We start from the raw sequence: 18,300 nt of genomic DNA, 5'->3' as shown, positions 1-18,300 counted from the left end.
ACCATATAATTGAAAAATTAATAAGAAAAATTACAATAAATAAGGATCTGTTAATATAAAAAAAGCCACTCATTTCTTTGAATGAGTGGCTTCTATTTTATCTAAAAACTTCGTTTTAGTCCTTCAATATTTTTTGAGATACCGGCTGATTATTTACCGTTCCGGTTACAATATAGTTTCCTTTTGTAAGTTCAGCTACGTTGACAGCTCCGTTTTCTTTTACAGAAGCCGTTTTCACAACTTGTCCATACATATTGAAAACTTTTACATCTTTTACATCAGCTCCAAAAGTAATTTCTCCGTTTTTAACGAAAGAATTTTTCACAAAGCTTCCCGATTTGCCATTTTTAAATTCTGAAACAGCCAATGTTGGAGAATATACTTTGGCTACTAGATTATCAATGGAGATATTTCCAGTTCCTGAAGTGGCATTTCCACCCTGTCTGATTGCCACCCCACCAATTGTCGCAGAAGCAGCTCCTGTTCCCGTAGTGTTTGTAAGTAATGGTTGTGAATTGATTTGTAAAGTTGCCGTATTTGTACCTGGAGTTACTGTATTATCAATAATATAGGTCACTGTAATATTGGCAGGTGTTCCATAAGGAATTTCAGTTCCATAAGTAGGCGTTACGGTTCCAGCACCGTTATTTAATACTCCTAAAGTATATCCCGTTGCACTTCCTTTCGCATAAAGTCTTGCGTTAAAATTATTTCCCGGGTTAGCCCCTGAAGTAACTGTAAACATTAAAAAGTAATCTCCCGATGTACTCAGACCCGTTGCAGTTGCTACATTAATTGTAGCAGAATATTCAGCTTTGTTAACAGCGGTTGAACTAAGTGTATACAAAGATGAAAATGCTTTGTTTACATCTTCTGTATTCCCTGCCACTAGATTAGCAGCATTTCCGTTAGATGTCAATTGTCCCGGCGTTGCTCCACTGTGAGTAACCCATCCATTTGCATTAAGAGCTCCTGTAAAACTAAAATCTTCCGTCAAAACGGTAGTTTGCGCATTCATAAAACCAATAGCAGAAGCTATTCCCAAAATAGTAAAGATTTTTTTCATTATATGATGATTTAAATTTATAGTCTAAAAGTACAAAAAAACCGTCACCCAATTCAAGTGACGGTGCATATTTAACAATTAGTTAAAATTATCTTTTAATAACCTTCTCAGAAACGTTTTTACCGTTTACAATTCCTGTTACAAAATAAATTCCTTTTTGAAGTTCAGCTACATTTAAACTTCCGTTTTCTCTCACTGAAGCTGCTTTTATCAATTGTCCACTTATATTGAAGATTTTAACTTCTGATTGTACTCCGAAATAGATTTCATTTTCAACTGAGGTGTTTTTAACAAAAGATTTGTTTGAAATTCTATTTTCTCCTGTTGCTAAGGTTCCTCCCTGAGGTGTTAAAGAAAAGTCATCTATAGCAAGACCGTCATCAGACTGATCGGCATTAAAATCAACAAATCTGATCCAAAATGTTTGTCCTACAGGAATATTCAATGCAGAAATTGTAGAGCTAAGTGCAGTTCTGTAGCTTGCAGCATTCCCGTCTCTTGCTCCTGCAGTTCCTGTAGCATTAGTTGTTTCATAAGTTAAAGCTGAAACAGCAGTCCATGTTCCTGTCGTTAATGAGGTAGCATCCGTACTGTACTCAAATATAATCTTATCATTACTCCCTCTGTTCAGTTGTCCCATTCTCCACTCTTCACCAGTATAAGATATTTGAAGATCTGTAATCTGATTTCCCGTATCATTTTTAAACTGAGCTCCCCATCTTGACAATAAGTTACTGCTCGCCACAGATCCTAATGCTCTATCAGTACTCCCTGCTGATCCATAACTATAAGTATTACCAGCATTTAATGCTCCTGTATCTGCTGCATACGTAGTATTGGCATTAGCACCCGTCTCTACAATGCTCCATCCTACTAAACCACCGGTTAAGGCCAGAGAACCTGTTCCAGTATTTACTAATTCATCAAAATTTTGAGTGTAAGGAGTGTTTAGTGTCGTTAAGCTAATTTGACCAAATGCAAAACCTGTTAAACAAAACAAAGCTAACGAATAAAGTTTTTTCATGATTAAAATTTAAATATTAATAATTTCAACCGCTAAATTATATCAAATTTTTAGTCATTCGCAATAATTATATTAATTTTCTGTTAATAATACTAAACCCCATTCCGTTAACATTTTTTAATTATTTTTACGGATTATTTTCAGGACTTGCGGAATTTTATTCTACTATTCGTATTCTTCTTTTTAGGCATCTTCTCAGGGAGTGCCCAGGTATTTTCATGGAAAAATCCCAATGTTCCTGAGGACAGTATAAAAAAGGACAGTATTCTGGCAGCCAGGCTGGAACAGGATATTTTCACCAAAGACACTCTGGACTTTATAAGGACGAATAATAAAATTATTATTGATGAAGCTGTACTGGCTAAAAATGATAAAAAAAGATTTTTAGGAGAGCTTAATTCTAAAGGGTCTATCATCCGTGGGATTACTTTTGGTAATAATCAGGGGCAATCTGTACAAAGTTCCATGGATCTTCAAATTTCAGGGCGCCTTTCCAAGGACGTAACCATTCTGGCCAGTATTTCAGATCATAATCTACCGATTCAGGCTGATGGGTATACGCAGACTTTGGAAGAATTTGATAAGATTTATATGCAGCTTAATATTAAGGATAAATCTATTCTTAGAGCCGGGCATTTAGATCTTGTTGAATCTAAAAATTACTTTGCCAAATATCAGAGAAGAAGCATGGGGCTTCAGTTTCAGACTGAATTTGGAACTGAAAACAAAACACTTGTAGATGTTTCAATGGGAGTTGCACGAAGTGAATTTCACAGGATCCGTTTTCAGGGGGTAGAAGGAAACCAGGGACCTTATCGTTTGACAGGTAAAAACGGAGAACAGTTTATCACACTGATCTCAGGATCTGAGCAGGTATTCATTGATGGTATTTTAATGAAACGTGGTGAAAACCAGGATTATATTATCAATTATAACACAGGTGAGGTTACTTTTACCAGTTTCCGTCCTATTTTCCAACAAAACTTCATCACCATCTCTTATAACTACGCCAACAGAAATTATTCCAGATATTTATTTACAGGTAAACTGGAACATCAGAGAGAAAAATTCAAAGTAGGCCTTAACTGGTTTATGGAAAATGATAATAAAAATGCACCACTTTCTTTAAACCTTTCTAAAGAGGATGAGGAAATCCTGGCTAATGCCGGCAATGACCCTAATTTGATGTATGCACCATCCGGTGTAGTGACCGAATATGATGTCAACAAAATCCTATATGTTTTGCATTCAAATCCTACGGGAAATTTTTATGAATTTTCTACAGATCAGAATCAAACACTTTATCAGGTTTCCTTCACTTATTTTGGAGCCAACCAGGGAGATTATAAAGTAGCACAAACCACCAATAACGGACGTGTTTTCGAATATGCAGGACCGAATGGAGGAGATTACAGAGCCGTAAGAAAGCTTCCTTCTCCTCAAAAATCACAGGTCTTCTCCCTAAACTCGGAATACTTATTAAATGAAGGGAAAATTGGTACTGATATTTCCATGAGTAACTATGATATCAATTTATTTTCCTCAAAAGATTCTGATCAGAATATTGGATATGCATGGCGGATTTTCGGAAATAAAAGCTTTACTAAAAACAACTGGAAAGGAACTCCAAGTTTTGAATATCAATATATAGACAGGCAATTCCATATTCTGGACCGTATCAATGATGTAGAATTCTCCAGAGATTTCAACTTGGTGCAGGAATTCAACAACAGAACTCAAAACAGGTTTACTTTCAGCTTCCTGAATAAGTGGAATAATAAGTCTACTTTAAATTACCGTATTAACTATTTGAATGAGCAGGATTCTTATAAAGGGATTAAAAATGACCTGGATTTTGGTTGGATCAAAGGAAAGTTCTTTACCAAAGGAAACTTCTCCTTCCTGAATACCAATGCAACGTTACAGGATACCAAGTTTATACGAGGAGGTGTTTCCACAGAATATACCGGTAAAAAAGGCAGCTGGGCTATTGGAGGAAGCATGGAGCACAATGAGAAAAAATATAATGACACTCAACTCCTGGATGTAACCAGTTTCAGCTGGAAAGAAATTTTTGTTCAAAAGAAAGTTGGTGATAGCACCAGGACCAAATTGCTTGCAAAAGTATATATGAGAGATAATGACTCTGTACGTGATAACAGACTTCAAAACATGAACAGTATTTTGGGGATCATGGCAGAAAGTCAAATCATTAAAACTGAAAGAACCACTCTTAATGCGTTAATTCACTATAGAAAATTCTTTTACCAGAACGATATTGCCGATGCCGTAACCAGAAACAATGATTTTGTGGTTGGAAATATCCTTTACAATCAGCAGCTTTTCAGGAATGGAATGCGTTTGCAGGCATTCTACGAACTCGGAAACGGACAGGAGGCACAAAGGGAGTTTCAATACATTAAAGTAACAGATGGACAAGGGATCTATAAATGGACCGATTATAACGGAGACGGTATTCAGCAGCTGGATGAATTTGAAATTGCAGAATATTCAGATTTAGCAAAATACATCCGTGTTTACACCAATTCTGTACGATATATTCCGTCTAATAAAAATAAACTTCAGCTCGCTCTATTTGTAAACCCTGCTATTGTTTTCAATTCCGAGAATGCATTTTTAAAACGCTGGAACTTCAATATTTCATTAAATTCTCAAAACTCTTTCTATAAAAAAGACAGGGTGTTGGTCCTTAATCCTTTTGAAAAAAACAGTGATCAGATTCTTAAAAATCAAAATATACTGACCTCCGTACAGTTTAATCCTACCGACAAATCCGGCTGGAACGGAAACTACCGATTTATATCTAACGACAATCTTATCAATGCAAACTTCAGCAGTGAAGAACGTGAGCAAATTTCTCATTTCCTGAATATAGGATACTGGTTCAATAAAGAATTCAGGGTAGACTGGGAAAACTCGGTTCATGATATTAAAAACTCCTCGCAGCTGTTTGCAACAAGAGATTATCGTTTAAACAATATGGAAACCAAACCGAAGGCTACCTATAAATTTACTGATGCTATCCAGACTGAGCTCTCAGCCGCTTACCGCAAAAAAGAGAGAGTGGATGGAGAGGAAAATCTTAAAGCCTTTGATATTACCGGAACCATTCAGTGGGAACGTAAAAAAACTTCAATCCGTGGGAATTTTTCATTCATCAATAATACCTTCACCGGAAATAATTACAGTATTGTAGGAAACCAGATGCTGGATGGTTTAAAGCCTGGAAAAAACCAGGTATGGAGTGTATTTATCCAGCAGGCGATCAACTCTTTCATTCAGTTAAATTTAAATTATGAAGGAAGAAACTCTGGTGACAGGACAATACATATCGGAAGCATGCAGGTAAAAGCAAGCTTCTAAGACCTGAAGAAAGGAGAATGATATACATGTACATTCTCATATCTTCCGCTTCCAACCGATCAAATTCACCCCATCACACTCATAGATATTATCATATTTTCTAATCCTAAGAATTTTGTAAATTTGCACCATGATAAAAATAGGCAATATAGAACTGCCGGAATTTCCACTTTTGCTGGCTCCGATGGAAGATGTAAGTGATCCTCCGTTCAGACGTTTGTGTAAAATGCATGGTGCAGATTTAATGTATTCGGAATTTATTTCTTCCGAAGGCTTAATCCGTGATGCAATGAAGAGCCGTAAAAAGCTGGATATCTTTGATTATGAAAGACCTGTTGGTATACAAATCTTTGGAGGAGATGAAGAGGCAATGGCTATGTCTGCAAAAATTGTAGAAACGGTAAATCCTGATTTAGTGGATATTAATTTCGGATGCCCTGTAAAAAAAGTGGTCTGCAAAGGAGCAGGAGCAGGAGTGTTGAAAGATATTGACCTTATGGTTCGTCTTACAAAAGCTGTAGTAAGTTCTACTCATTTGCCAGTGACTGTTAAAACCCGTTTAGGTTGGGACAGTACATGTATTAATATTGATGAAGTAGCAGAGCGCCTACAGGAAACAGGAATTAAGGCCCTTACGATACATGCCAGAACCCGTGCACAAATGTATAAAGGGGAAGCAGACTGGGAACATATTTCAAGAATAAAACAGAATCCGAATATTGAAATTCCTATTTTTGGAAACGGTGATATCGATTCTGCTGAAAAAGCATTGGAATACAAACAAAAATATGCATGTGACGGAATTATGATCGGACGTGCAGCAATTGGTTATCCCTGGATATTTAATGAGATCAAACATTTCTTTAAAACAGGTGAACATTTACCTGAGCCAACCGTCGCAGACCGTTTATTGGCAGTACGCCAGCATGCTGAATGGAGTGTAGAATGGAAAGGGGAAAAATTAGGACTAATAGAAATGCGTCAGCACTATAGTAACTATTTCCGTGGTGTTCCTCACTTTAAGGAATTCAGAAAAAAATTCCTGGAAGTTTTCACATTAGAAGAAATGAGCAGCCTTATTCTGGAGACTCAACAGTTTTACGAAGAATATCAGGCACAGGCATAAAATAAAAACCATCAAATGAATTTGATGGTTTTTTTATTTATAATTGATATCAATATTAATATCCTTCTGATGAAGACTGATTTTTAATTAATGCCAGGGCTGAAGAAGTTCCTATTCTTTTCACTCCCATATTGATCATTCTTTCAGCATCCTCTGGGGTTCTTACTCCTCCTGCTGCTTTTACAGGAAGTTTTCCTGCATTATCAAGCATTATTTTCACTCCTTCAAATGTGGCACCGTTAGGTTTTCCACCAGTGGTTTCAAAAAAACCTGTTGAAGATTTTACAAAAATGTGAGGAAAGTCCTTTTCTGTAAAATTTTCTCCGGCCCAACCGGAAATATTTTTGGTAAGATCAGCAATTTGTTCATCGGTTAAAGCTGCAATTTCGATAATCCATTTTACAACTTTATGATGTTCCAGCCCAAGCTTTGTGCACTGTACAAATTCTTCTTTTACCAAGGCTGTATTTCCTTCAAGGTATGCCTTGTAATTAATAACAAAATCCAATTCATCTGCTCCATCCTCAATTGCTTTTGTAGCTTCTGCAAGCTTCTCATCAATAGAGTATGTTCCTTCATGAAAACCTATTACAGTTCCCACTGCAACATTTGAATCTCTTTCCTGAATATATTTTTTGATCTCTGCTACATAATCCGGGCGGATCATTACAGCAAACAAATCATTGTCAATAGCTTCCTGAGCCAGTTCTTTATCTTTTTGAAGAGTTTCTTCGTGTGAAATCCCTGATTGCTCAGGTGTTTTCAAGTAAGTGGAATCCAAATATTGTCCTATGTTCATATCGTTATACTTTCAATTGTCTGTAAATACCTTGTTCCAAAGATATAAAGGTTTCTGTTCTTGTTACTCCTTTTAGTTTCTGAAGTTTGCTAAGGATCTGCATCAAATGATCATTATCTTTACAAAGAACCTTCAGGAATATGGTGTAATTTCCCGTAGTATAATGGGCCTCTACTACTTCATTAATATCATGCAAAGATTTTACCACATCAGGATAATGACTTGGCTGGTCCAGAAACACACCAATATACGAAATCACCTTATATCCAATTTTCTTAGGATTAAGGAACGAAATCGAGTTTTCAATAACTCCTGCGTGTTCCAGTTTTTTAATTCTTTGATGTACTGCTGTTGTAGAAATTCCAACATTTTTTGAAATGTGTGCTAAAGAAGTTTTAGCATTGTCCATCAACATGTAGATGATCTCTTTGTCGATTGAATCTAAATGATAACTTGTGTTACTCGAATTTTTCATTTTCTACTTTTTTATTATTTATGTTTTTTAAGATAAGTCACTAAATCTGACAAAAACCGGAAAGTGATCACTATACCCACCCAAATACCTTGTACCGGCATAAGTTCGGAAAGGACGTCCCTCAAAATTTCTGGTCCTGCTGCTTATTTTCTCAGAATTAAAAATACAAGCCTCCTGAAAGGCCAGCGTTTTATTGTCCAGAAGTGATCTCGACATTATGATCTGATCATACAGCAATCCAGATTTATAATGAAAAGTAGAATAATTTCTTGCGGAAAACAATTCCTGAAAAGGGTTCATCAAAACCTTCTCATGATCATTGTCATAGAGAATTTTTACTAAATTTTCATCATCCGGGTTTTCATTAAAATCACCACACAATATAACATGTTCCTTATCATCATCTACAATTTTCAAGATCCGTTGCCGGATTTCGTTTAATATAAAAGCTCTTTTAGGTTTATTGATATCTTTTTCGCGCTTAGAGGGAAGGTGGGCGATAAAGACATTGATAATTTCCCCTTTATATTTAATCTTAGAAAAAAGTACGTCCCTGGTTGTGTCGTAATTTCCTGTGTTTTTATTTGATATTTCAAAAAAGAAAGTAATGGTTTCAGAATCTATTACCTCTACTTTATTTTTATCATACAGCATTGCTACATCTACCTTTCTTTCATCCATAGAATTATAATGTACAATTCCATATTCTGAGTGAAAAGGATCCATCTCCACAAGGTCTTCCAAAACTTTCCTACCGGAAACTTCAGAGAGTCCTATCATAAATGGCAATACGCCATTTTCCTCCTTCATCAGTTGGAATACGTGAGAGATTTTAAAAAGTTTATTTTTATATCTCTTTTCATCCCAGCTTCTTAAACCTGATTTTGTAGGATCCAGTTTATGAACAGGTTTTGGATCAGGCAAAAATAAATTTTCAACATTATAAAAAGAGAATAGCTCCATCAGCACAAATTTCTATCTTTAGTTAGTATGCTCTTTTTTCAATTATAAATTTACCATTTTTTTAAATTTCTTTAATTAATATTTGTTAATTTCAAAATTAATTTTTCAGTAAAAAACGATCAAATATAACAAAAATCACTAACAAAACAACACTTAGTGAATTAATTTTTCAATCATTTCATGATATTACCTCAATATCGAAAATTGAGACAATAAGCAAAATTCAAAATAAATAAAATAAAATATTAACTTAAAATAAAAACTACTAATATTTTTCTTAATAAAATATCATATAACAAATATTATTCCATTCGCAATTATTGCAAATAGGTTTAAAAAAAACAAGAATATTTTTTTAAAGTAAATCGGGACGTTTTTCTTTGGTAATTCTTACCGCTTCATCATGTCTCCATTCTTCAATCTTTGCAAAATTCCCGCTCAGTAAAATTTTAGGAACTTCCAGACCTTTATAGCTTTCGGGTCTGGTGTAAATAGGAGGTGAAAGTAAATCATCCTGAAAACTATCTGTAAGAGCGCTTTGTTCGTCATTTAAAACACCCGGAAGCAGTCGGATCACAGAATCTGCAAGAACACATGCTGCCAGCTCACCTCCCGTAAGCACATAATCCCCTATTGAAATTTCTTTTGTAATATGAAGATCCCTTACTCTCTGATCAATTCCTTTATAATGACCACATAGGAAGATCAGATTATTCTTTATGGAAAGTGTATTGGCAATTTTTTGATTTAAAGTGACTCCATCCGGTGTCAGATAAATAACCTCATCATAATCCCTCTGAGATTTAAGCTCCGAAATACATTTATCCAGAGGCTCTATCATCATAACCATCCCTGCTCCACCTCCATAAGGTTCATCATCAATCTGTCTGTGTTTGTTGATCGCCCAGTCTCTCAAATGATGAAAATGTACTTCTGCCAATCCTTTATCCATTGCTCTCTTCAAAATAGAAGTTTGAAACGGACTTTCCATTAATTCCGGTAGCACGCTTATTATATCAATTCTCATTGTAATGTTCCGTTTTTCTTAGTAGGTATAATAATTAATCTTAAAGATGAATCTTTATTGAAATAGCTCCACATCCAGTTGAAAAAGATGGCCAGCTTATTTCGAACGCTCAAAATTAACATTAAATGCAGAAACATCCAGAAATACCATGCAAAAAATCCCTGAAATTTTATAAACGGTAAATCAACAACGGCTCTATGCTTACCTATAGTAGCTAAAGAACCCTGGTCATTATATTCATATTCTTTCCATTCGGAAGGATTCTTCTTTAAAAAATTTCTTCCTAAATTTTTCGCCTGATTAATGGCCACATTAGCTACCTGTGGATGTCCTTGCGGATATTTCGGAGTTTCCATATAGGCAATATCTCCGATGGCATAGATGTTATCGTAGCCTTTTATTCTATTATAGCGGTCTACTATATATCGGTTTCTTATTAATTTTTCCTCTGGGAAGCCGTCTATTACATTGCCGGTAACTCCTGCTGCCCAAATAACATTGTTTGAAGGAATTTCTTTACCGCTTTTCAGATGTACTTTATCTCCATCATATTCTGTAACCACTTCACCACTCATAAAAGTTACTCCGAGGTCTTTGAGGTATTTTTCAGATTGATCCTGTGCTTCATTACTCATCACGGCAAGTGGCTTTTCTGTGGAACTTACCAGAATAATTTTCAGCTGATCAAAATTCATATACGGATAATCTCTTGGCAGAATTTCTTTTTTCATTTCTGCAAAGGCCCCTGCAAGCTCTACTCCTGTAGGTCCGCTTCCTACAATGACAATATTCCAGTTTCCGTCATCACTCCGGCTTTTTTCCAGGATCAGTTTTTCAAAAGTTGTTAAAACATGATTCCTGATCCCGATGGCTTCCTGGGTATTTTTCATCCCAAAAGCTTTGCTTTCAAGATCTTTATTGCCGAAAAAATTAGTTTTACAACCGGTAGCAATAATCAGTTTATCATAAGTAAATTCTGCTTCATCAGTAATGACTTTGTTGTGGGCAGGATCAATTTCTTTCACCTCCGTCATACGAAACTGCGTGTTTCTGGATTGCTGAAAAATCTTTCGGAAAGGAAAGGAAATATTGGAAGGTTCTATCCTCCCTGAAGCTACCTGATAAAAAAGCGGCTGGAACATGTGATGATTCACCCTATCCAGTACAATAACTTTTTTATTTTTATTATTTAATGTTTTTGCAAGCTGTAGCCCCGCAAATCCTCCTCCTATAATGATGATTTTTTCGCGTGTTTCCATAATAAACAAATTTACTGATTTTATTTAGCATTTAGTAGTGAAAAAAGTTAGTTTTGCAAAACTTTATGACACCAAAAAAGTACACCAAAAAAACTGCCAAACAGCTCCATATCAATAGACGGAAGAACTATTTTTTCCGCAGAAAGGTAGTATTGGCAATATTAATTATAGCATTGATAGGGACCGGTTTTTATTTAAAACAATCCGTCAGCTACTATTATGCTTTGTACTTTAATAAATTTAGTCATAAAAAACTCCACAACAGTGAAAGAGAAACATTAAGGATTCAAAAAATTCTTACAGATAATCTTGATAAAACGTATGGCTTTGATGTTTCACATTATCAAAACAGAGAAGATATTAAATGGGACAGCCTCAGTATTGGCAATAAAACCATCCCATTAGAATTTGTCATTATGCGGGCAACCATGGGTAACCGCAATGCCGACAAGCATTTTGAGGAATTTTGGGGGAAAGCTCAAAAACACAACCTTATCCGTGGTGCTTATCATTTCTACAGAGCTGACGAAGACCCTATCATCCAGGCTAACAATTTTTTGGCTAATGTAAAATTAGAAAGCGGAGACCTCCCTCCTATTTTAGATATTGAGAAAATTCCAAAACGCAAAACAAACAAAAAGCTGATAGAAGATCTTAAAATATGGTGCAAAATAATAGAAGACACCTATGGTGAAAAACCTATCATCTATACCTACTACCATTATTATAAAGATTTTCTAAAAGGTGAATTTGACGGTTATCCACTCTGGCTAGCCAATTACAATGATGTGCCATCTCCTTCGCCTGATGACCAATGGGATTTCTGGCAATTTACAGAAAACGGCATTGTTCATGGTATCAATACCAAAGTGGATCTTAATATTTACAATGGAAATTCATGGTCCCTAAAAAGGTTGACTATAGATTAAGTTGTGTCTGCTTTACAGCATATTCATAATCTCATCCCAGGATCCTACTCTTTTATAGCTTTCATTTTCAACCAGTTCATTATGAGGCTGTGTAAAAATTAATCTTTCTCCGTGGAAATGATCAAGGTTTTTTGGATAGTCATCAATCATCACATCTCCGGAAACCACTCTTTTGCTACCGCAAAGAACAATCTGTTCCCAGGTAATAAATGGAAAATGCTCTGCAAGCCAGTCGTATTTTTCTCTTAAGCTGTTGGGAAATTCCATGCCTGCAGATACAATATACAGTTCATATTTGTTGTTCAGATATTCTATTGCTTCACGGCTGCCTTCCATAACAGGTAAAGTTCTGAAAAAACCTACTTCATTAACGTGTTTCTTTCCGTTGGGAAATGCATCTATTTCAGGTTTGCCTGTCAGATCACTGATCTCTATTTCTCTTCCTGAGTCTCTTTTTTCAAATTGTATCAGCTGATGGTATACATCCGCCATTACCCCATCCATGTCGACAATTACTTTTTTCATTATTTCAAATCAGATTTTGTATTATTAAAATTAATCTTATCAAAATTACTGAATAGTTTTTTCAGGCAATGGACACAGTCTATTAAAAAATTATAAATATTCATTTTTATAAAAGAAGTTCCGGAAAGTTTTATGGCTACATTTTCGTATTTTTGCGGTTCAATTCAAAATCAAAATCAAACCATTAATTTCCAATGAATTACGTTTCTGCCGAAAATCTTACCAAATCTTATGGTATCAAAGTTTTGTTCGAAAACATTTCTTTTCACATCAATGAAGGAGACAAAATTGCTATTGTTGCCAAAAACGGAAGTGGAAAATCTACCCTTCTGAAAATATTAATGGGTAAAGAAATTGCAGACAGCGGTACTGCGATCATCAATAAGGATATCCAGGTTGTTCTGTTTGACCAGGAGATCCATTATGATCCTGATTTAAACATTGAGGAATTTATGATGACTCTGGATTCAGCGCCTATCCTTGCGTTGAAAAATTATCATAAATCCCTTCATTCCACCGATAATGAATTCATTGAAAAAGCTTTGGCTGATATGGAGGCTCATAAAGCTTGGGATCTGGAAAATGAAATGAAACAAATTCTTTCCCAGCTTAAGATCACTGATTTGGATGCGAAAATGGGAACTCTTTCGGGAGGACAGATCAAACGTGTTGCGTTGGCAAAGTTATTAACAGAAACCAGAGCTGAGCACAGACACACACTCCTGATCATGGATGAGCCTACCAACCACCTGGATGTAGACATGGTAGAATGGCTTGAAAATTATCTGAATAAAGCTAAAATAACTTTACTGCTTGTGACCCACGACAGGTATTTCCTGGACAGTGTTTGTGATATTATCTGGGAAATAGAGGATCAGAACCTTTATCTTCATAACGGGTCTTATGCTACATATCTTGAGAACAAGATGATCCGCGAAGAAAATCTCAGTGCGACCATCGATAAGGCCAACAACCTGTATAGAAAAGAGCTTGAATGGATGCGAAGACAGCCTAAGGCAAGAACAACGAAGTCTAAAAGCAGAATTGATTCATTTTATGAAACTGAAAAGGTAGCCAAAACCGATACCAGAAAACAAGGTCTGGAACTTGATTTCGAAATGAAACGCCTTGGAAATAAAATTCTAGAACTGAAGAATATTGATAAAAGTTTTGGAGATAAAGTTTTATTAAAAGATTTCAGTTATCAGTTCCAACGTGGTGAAAAAATTGGAATCATTGGAAAAAACGGAGCGGGTAAATCTACCTTACTAAATATTATCCAGGGCTATGAAAAGGCCGACAAAGGAGAAATTGAAACGGGAGAAACTATTTCTTTCGGTTATTTTGCCCAGAAAGGTCTTACGTATAAAGAAGACGAGCGTGTTATCGATTTCATTAAAGAAATTGCAGAGTTCTATCCTTTAGCCAACGGAAGAAGTCTTTCTGCTTCTCAGTTCTTAAGACTGTTCTTATTTGATGATCAGGCACAGTACTCTCCTATTTCAAAACTTTCGGGAGGTGAAAAAAGAAGACTTCACCTGATGTATATTCTTTATCAAAATCCTAACTTTTTGATTTTTGATGAACCTACGAATGATCTTGACCTTCCTACATTAACCGTTCTGGAGAACTTCCTGCAACAGTTTCAGGGATCTTTAATTATTGTTTCCCACGACAGATATTTTATGGACAGGATCATAGATCATGTTTTGGCTTTCGAAGGAGATGGAAAAATAAAAGATTTTGTAGGAAACTTTTCAGAATACCGTGAAGCTAAAAGCCGTGAGGATGCTTTAGGAAAAAATACAACGGTAAAGACAGAACCTGTAAAAGAAAATACGCCTCTCCCGGAAACTACAGCATCTTCCAATGCTAAAAAAAGAAAGCTCACTTTTAAAGAACAAAGAGAGTTGGAAACTATTGAAAAAGAAATGCCAGAGCTGGAGGAACAACGTGCAAAAATATTAGATCAGCTTAATAATGAGACAGATTATGAAAAAGTGGTCAAACTTTCTGCAGAATTGGAAACCATTTCCGAAAAACTGGAAAGCCACGAAATGAAATGGCTGGAACTTCAGGAAGCCCTATAAAAAATAATGATAAGTTATGAATTATGAACTGAAGCAACTCATAATTCATAACTCATTATTTATAAATAGATTACTTTTTCTTCTTTTGTACTCTTTAGGGAGGCATCTATAATTTTCATATTCTGAATAACTTCTCTTCCCGGAGAAGGCAAAGGATACCCAAATACAATGTGTTCATAGATCTGCTGGTAGTAATCCATATAATTTCCGGCTTCGCTTGAAGTAAGAATTCTTTCGGTTTCGGAGTTTTCATTCAGGAAATTTAAAATTCCATCAGGTTGTTTTAATCCTTGCATCCATTCATTTCCGTACACCGGAATAGCACCTGCTACCAATTCATTTTCTTGATTGTCGGTTCTTTCCTGTAAGAAACTGCCTTTATCTCCATGGATGATATAGGCATTATGAGCTTCTTTACTGAAAACTGAAGACTTTAATCTTACCCTTACATCATTTTTGTAGAATAAAAGGATCTCAAAATAATCATTTGCGAATGCCGTCCCTTTCATAGAGAATACATCAGCAAAAAGCTTCTCAGGATATCCGAAACACAGCACAGCCTGATCTACAAGGTGAGCTCCAAGATCATGAAGAGAACCCGAACCTATCTGATCAGGATTTTCCTTATGCTGCTTCCCACTCGGTGTCGTACGAAATCTGTCAAAGCGAATTTCGGCTTCTTTGATACTGCCCAATTTTCCCTCTTCTAAAATTTTCTTTACCTGTAAAAAATCACGGTCAAATCTCCTGTTCTGATAAACACTTAGAAAGAGCCCTTTTTCTTCAGCAAGCTTCACCAGTTCTTCAGCTTCTTCCACATTCACCGTAAATGGTTTTTCAACAATAATATTTTTCCCTGCTTCCAATGCTTTTTTTGCATACTCATAATGGGTCTGAACCGGAGTATTGATCACCACCAATTCTATATCTGCACTTTGAAGCATCTCTTCTACTGAGCGATAAATAGTGGCTTCAGGGTATTTTTCTTTAGATTCTTCTTTGCTTCTTTCTACTACAGCAGAAATAAAAAATCCGGGATGTTCCTTTAAAAAAGGAGCGTGAAATACTTTCCCACTCATTCCAAAGGCACATAGCCCTGCTTTTACCAATTGCATAATTTTATTTTTATAACAAATATATTCATAAAAAGCTCCTCATTGTCCATCCACAGCAATAATAACAATAAAACACATTTCAGTGAATTAATATTATGATAAAAATCATATATTAATTTTTATCTATTCTAAACAAATACTTACTTTTGCGGCTTATTTAAAACTGTTCTACATAAAAATAAAATGAAAAGACAACTACTTTCTTTAGGGTTATTATGTACTGCTGTATCATTGAGTGCCCAGCTTAAAAATGCTGAAGCAGATACTATCAGAACCCAGACTATTGAAGACATTAATCTTCACAAAACGGGAAATCCTAACCAGGCAAGATCCTTATCAACAAAGTCTAACCTTACGGTAATGGAAAATCCGCAGGCTATTGCGATTGTAACTCATGAGATTATTGAGCAACAGCAGGCAAAACAGCTAAGTGATGTTCTTCAAAACGTAAACGGAATGTATGTGACCTCTTCAAGAGGAAATTCTCAGGACAGTTTTGGTGGCCGTGGTTTTAATCTAGGGAATGATAATATCTTTAAGAACGGTACAAGAATAAACAGTGGGGTTTTTCCTGAAGTAAGCGGACTGGAAAGAGTTGAAGTATTAAAAGGAGCTAATGCCATGCTTTTTGGTAATGCAGCTGCCGGTGGTATTATCAATATGATTACTAAAAAGCCGAAATTTAATTTTGGCGGAAACGTAGGTTTAAATGCAGGAAGCTGGAATTCTTACAAACCGACTGTTGATATCTATGGTCCATTATCCAAGAATGTAGCATTCAGAATAAATGGAGCTTATGAATATGCTGAAAGCTTCAGAGATGTGGTACAGTCTGAAAAATATTATTTCAATCCGTCATTCCTTTTTAATATCAGCCCAAAATCACAATTGATTGTAGAAGCCGATTATCTTAAAAATAACTTCACCCCGGATTTTGGTATTGGTTCTATTACAAAACAAGACGGAGTATCCTATGAAATGAATAACCTTCTGTCGAGAAGTGCATTCTTGGGAGCAGATTGGCAATATCAGAATGTAGAGCAAGTCTCAACCAATGTTACCTTTAATCATCAGTTTAATGAAAAATGGTCATTAAATGCAGTGGCGTCTTATCAAAACTATACGAAAGACTATTTCTCTACAGAAAGAGTACAATGGGGATATAAAAAAGGCTCTGACCGTCTTTCATGGGACAGACCATTAAACAGAACTTATAATGAGCAGAATTATACTTCTGCACAGGTGAATATCAATGGTGATTTCAATACCGGAAGAATTAACCATAAAGTGTTAATTGGTGCTGATGCTGATTATGGTAGTTCAGATTCTTACACATATTACGATCCAAACGCAGATCCTAAAAAGGCAACTTTCGGAACATCTTATTTATATGGAACAAATGGTAATTCAAATGGTACCGTTTATCTGGATGATCCGTCTACATGGGCAAGCGGTAGCATGCCCGATTCTAAAACATTAGAAAAAAACAGAATCAACACAAGAAGAATTGGTGTATATGCACAAGATTTCATCAGTCTTACTAAGGAGTTTAAAGTAATCGCTGGTTTACGTTGGTCATATATTGAAAATATGCCGACTATCAATACTAAATTTACCCGCAATACAAAAACACTGGTAAATAATACAGCAACTTCTGATCAGGCTATATCTCCAAAACTTGGTTTAGTATATATGCCGAATGATAACCTTTCTGTGTTTGCAACATATACCAATTCATTTGTATCTAATGCAGGTTATATGTCAGACGGAACGGATAATCTAAACACCAGTGGAAGTTTATCTGATGTACAAAACAGAGTTAATGGTTTAGCTAAACAGGGAATCAAGCCTACAACAGTTGATCAATACGAAATTGGCGCGAAGAAAAATTTCTGGAATAACGCCTTAGCAGTAAATTTGACGTTGTATCAAATAATGTACAATAATTATTACCAGAACTATTTCTATGTTGATAATGCCGGAAAAGTACAGACTCCTGATTCTAACCTGAAGGAGCTTGCAGGAAAAATGAGAAGCCGTGGGGTAGAATTGGATATTACAGGGAATCCTACCGAAAACATCTCTATTATTGCCGGTGTATCTTACAACAATGCTGTTTATACAGACACCCCTGAAAAAGGATATGTCGAAAATCAAAGATTGGTAAGAACTCCTGCAACAACAGCTAATGCTTCCATCTTCTATAAATTCACCAATTATGTAAAAGGATTGAGAGTAGGTGCAGGTATCTATTATATCGGAGACAGAATTGCCGGGTGGAATGATTCAAAATCTACCAATATCACCAGAAATAATGTAACCCGAATGATTGATCTAAAAGATTACACTACGGTAACAGTATCTGTAGGATATGAATGGAAGAAATTCTCTATCCAGGGTAAAGTGGGTAACTTATTTGATGTTGTAAACTACAACGTTCACGAGAATTATTCTGTAAACCCGATCACGCCGAGAAATTATTATTTTACATTGACGTACAAACTTTAGAAATAAATAA

14 protein-coding genes are annotated in these 18,300 nt (G+C 35.6%); 5 read left to right on the top strand and 9 right to left on the bottom strand.

What is annotated here, in order from left to right; all coding sequences use genetic code 11:
• Positions 1–115: 115 nt before the first annotated feature.
• Positions 116–1,066, bottom strand: coding sequence for a T9SS type A sorting domain-containing protein (locus DRF57_RS20415; RefSeq protein WP_115920554.1), 951 nt, complete (start codon positions 1,064–1,066; stop codon positions 116–118).
• Positions 1,067–1,154: 88 nt separating this feature from the next.
• The gene (locus DRF57_RS20410; protein WP_052188640.1) at positions 1,155–2,090 is read right to left on the bottom strand and encodes a T9SS type A sorting domain-containing protein; all 936 of its coding nucleotides are present in this window, start codon (positions 2,088–2,090) and stop codon (positions 1,155–1,157) included.
• Positions 2,091–2,237: 147 nt separating this feature from the next.
• Here DRF57_RS20410 and DRF57_RS20405 point away from each other — a divergent pair, with 147 nt between their 5' ends.
• Positions 2,238–5,474, top strand: a complete 3,237-nt coding sequence (locus DRF57_RS20405; protein WP_081989044.1) for a hypothetical protein — start codon at positions 2,238–2,240, stop codon at positions 5,472–5,474.
• A 130-nt stretch (positions 5,475–5,604) separates the two neighbouring features.
• Positions 5,605–6,600 carry a tRNA dihydrouridine synthase DusB gene (gene dusB, locus DRF57_RS20400; RefSeq protein WP_115920552.1) on the top strand — a complete coding sequence of 332 codons (996 nt, stop codon included), beginning with the start codon at positions 5,605–5,607 and terminating at the stop codon, positions 6,598–6,600.
• A 55-nt stretch (positions 6,601–6,655) separates the two neighbouring features.
• Here dusB and deoC read toward each other — a convergent pair whose 3' ends face one another.
• From deoC to DRF57_RS20375, 5 genes are all read right to left on the bottom strand, one after another.
• On the bottom strand, positions 6,656–7,399 hold the full coding sequence (deoC, locus tag DRF57_RS20395) for a deoxyribose-phosphate aldolase (RefSeq protein WP_047490191.1): 744 nt from the start codon (positions 7,397–7,399) through the stop codon (positions 6,656–6,658).
• Between the two features lie 4 nt (positions 7,400–7,403).
• Positions 7,404–7,874 carry an Lrp/AsnC ligand binding domain-containing protein gene (locus DRF57_RS20390; RefSeq protein WP_047490188.1) on the bottom strand — a complete coding sequence of 157 codons (471 nt, stop codon included), beginning with the start codon at positions 7,872–7,874 and terminating at the stop codon, positions 7,404–7,406.
• Positions 7,875–7,901: 27 nt separating this feature from the next.
• Positions 7,902–8,837: an endonuclease/exonuclease/phosphatase family protein gene (locus DRF57_RS20385; protein WP_047490187.1), complete on the bottom strand. Its 936-nt coding sequence runs from the start codon at positions 8,835–8,837 to the stop codon at positions 7,902–7,904.
• Positions 8,838–9,192: 355 nt separating this feature from the next.
• Positions 9,193–9,864, bottom strand: coding sequence for a tRNA (guanosine(37)-N1)-methyltransferase TrmD (trmD, locus tag DRF57_RS20380; protein WP_047490184.1), 672 nt, complete (start codon positions 9,862–9,864; stop codon positions 9,193–9,195).
• Positions 9,861–11,123, bottom strand: a complete 1,263-nt coding sequence (locus DRF57_RS20375; RefSeq protein WP_047490181.1) for an NAD(P)/FAD-dependent oxidoreductase — start codon at positions 11,121–11,123, stop codon at positions 9,861–9,863. Before DRF57_RS20375 ends, trmD begins: the two co-directional genes overlap by 4 nt.
• A gap of 65 nt (positions 11,124–11,188) precedes the next feature.
• Here DRF57_RS20375 and DRF57_RS20370 point away from each other — a divergent pair, with 65 nt between their 5' ends.
• On the top strand, positions 11,189–12,052 hold the full coding sequence (locus tag DRF57_RS20370) for a glycoside hydrolase family 25 protein (protein WP_047490179.1): 864 nt from the start codon (positions 11,189–11,191) through the stop codon (positions 12,050–12,052).
• A 12-nt stretch (positions 12,053–12,064) separates the two neighbouring features.
• On the opposite strand, the gene DRF57_RS20365 is transcribed toward DRF57_RS20370, so the two are convergent.
• A complete protein-coding gene (locus DRF57_RS20365) occupies positions 12,065–12,577 on the bottom strand; it encodes a 5' nucleotidase, NT5C type (protein ID WP_047490176.1) in 513 nt (170 codons plus the stop codon).
• 194 nt (positions 12,578–12,771) lie between these two features.
• Here DRF57_RS20365 and DRF57_RS20360 point away from each other — a divergent pair, with 194 nt between their 5' ends.
• Positions 12,772–14,667 carry an ABC-F family ATP-binding cassette domain-containing protein gene (locus DRF57_RS20360; RefSeq protein WP_115920550.1) on the top strand — a complete coding sequence of 632 codons (1,896 nt, stop codon included), beginning with the start codon at positions 12,772–12,774 and terminating at the stop codon, positions 14,665–14,667.
• 59 nt (positions 14,668–14,726) lie between these two features.
• Here the strand turns inward: DRF57_RS20360 and DRF57_RS20355 are convergent, their stop codons facing one another.
• Positions 14,727–15,782: a Gfo/Idh/MocA family oxidoreductase gene (locus DRF57_RS20355; protein ID WP_115920548.1), complete on the bottom strand. Its 1,056-nt coding sequence runs from the start codon at positions 15,780–15,782 to the stop codon at positions 14,727–14,729.
• Positions 15,783–15,965: 183 nt separating this feature from the next.
• On the opposite strand from DRF57_RS20355, the gene DRF57_RS20350 reads away from it, so the two are divergent.
• Positions 15,966–18,290 carry a TonB-dependent siderophore receptor gene (locus tag DRF57_RS20350; RefSeq protein ID WP_115920546.1) on the top strand — a complete coding sequence of 775 codons (2,325 nt, stop codon included), beginning with the start codon at positions 15,966–15,968 and terminating at the stop codon, positions 18,288–18,290.
• Positions 18,291–18,300: the final 10 nt, after the last annotated feature.

Source organism: Chryseobacterium rhizosphaerae, from assembly GCF_003385455.1.
In the GTDB taxonomy this organism is placed as follows: Bacteria; Bacteroidota; Bacteroidia; order Flavobacteriales; family Weeksellaceae; genus Chryseobacterium; species Chryseobacterium rhizosphaerae.
This window is presented reverse-complemented; position numbering and strand designations above follow the sequence as displayed.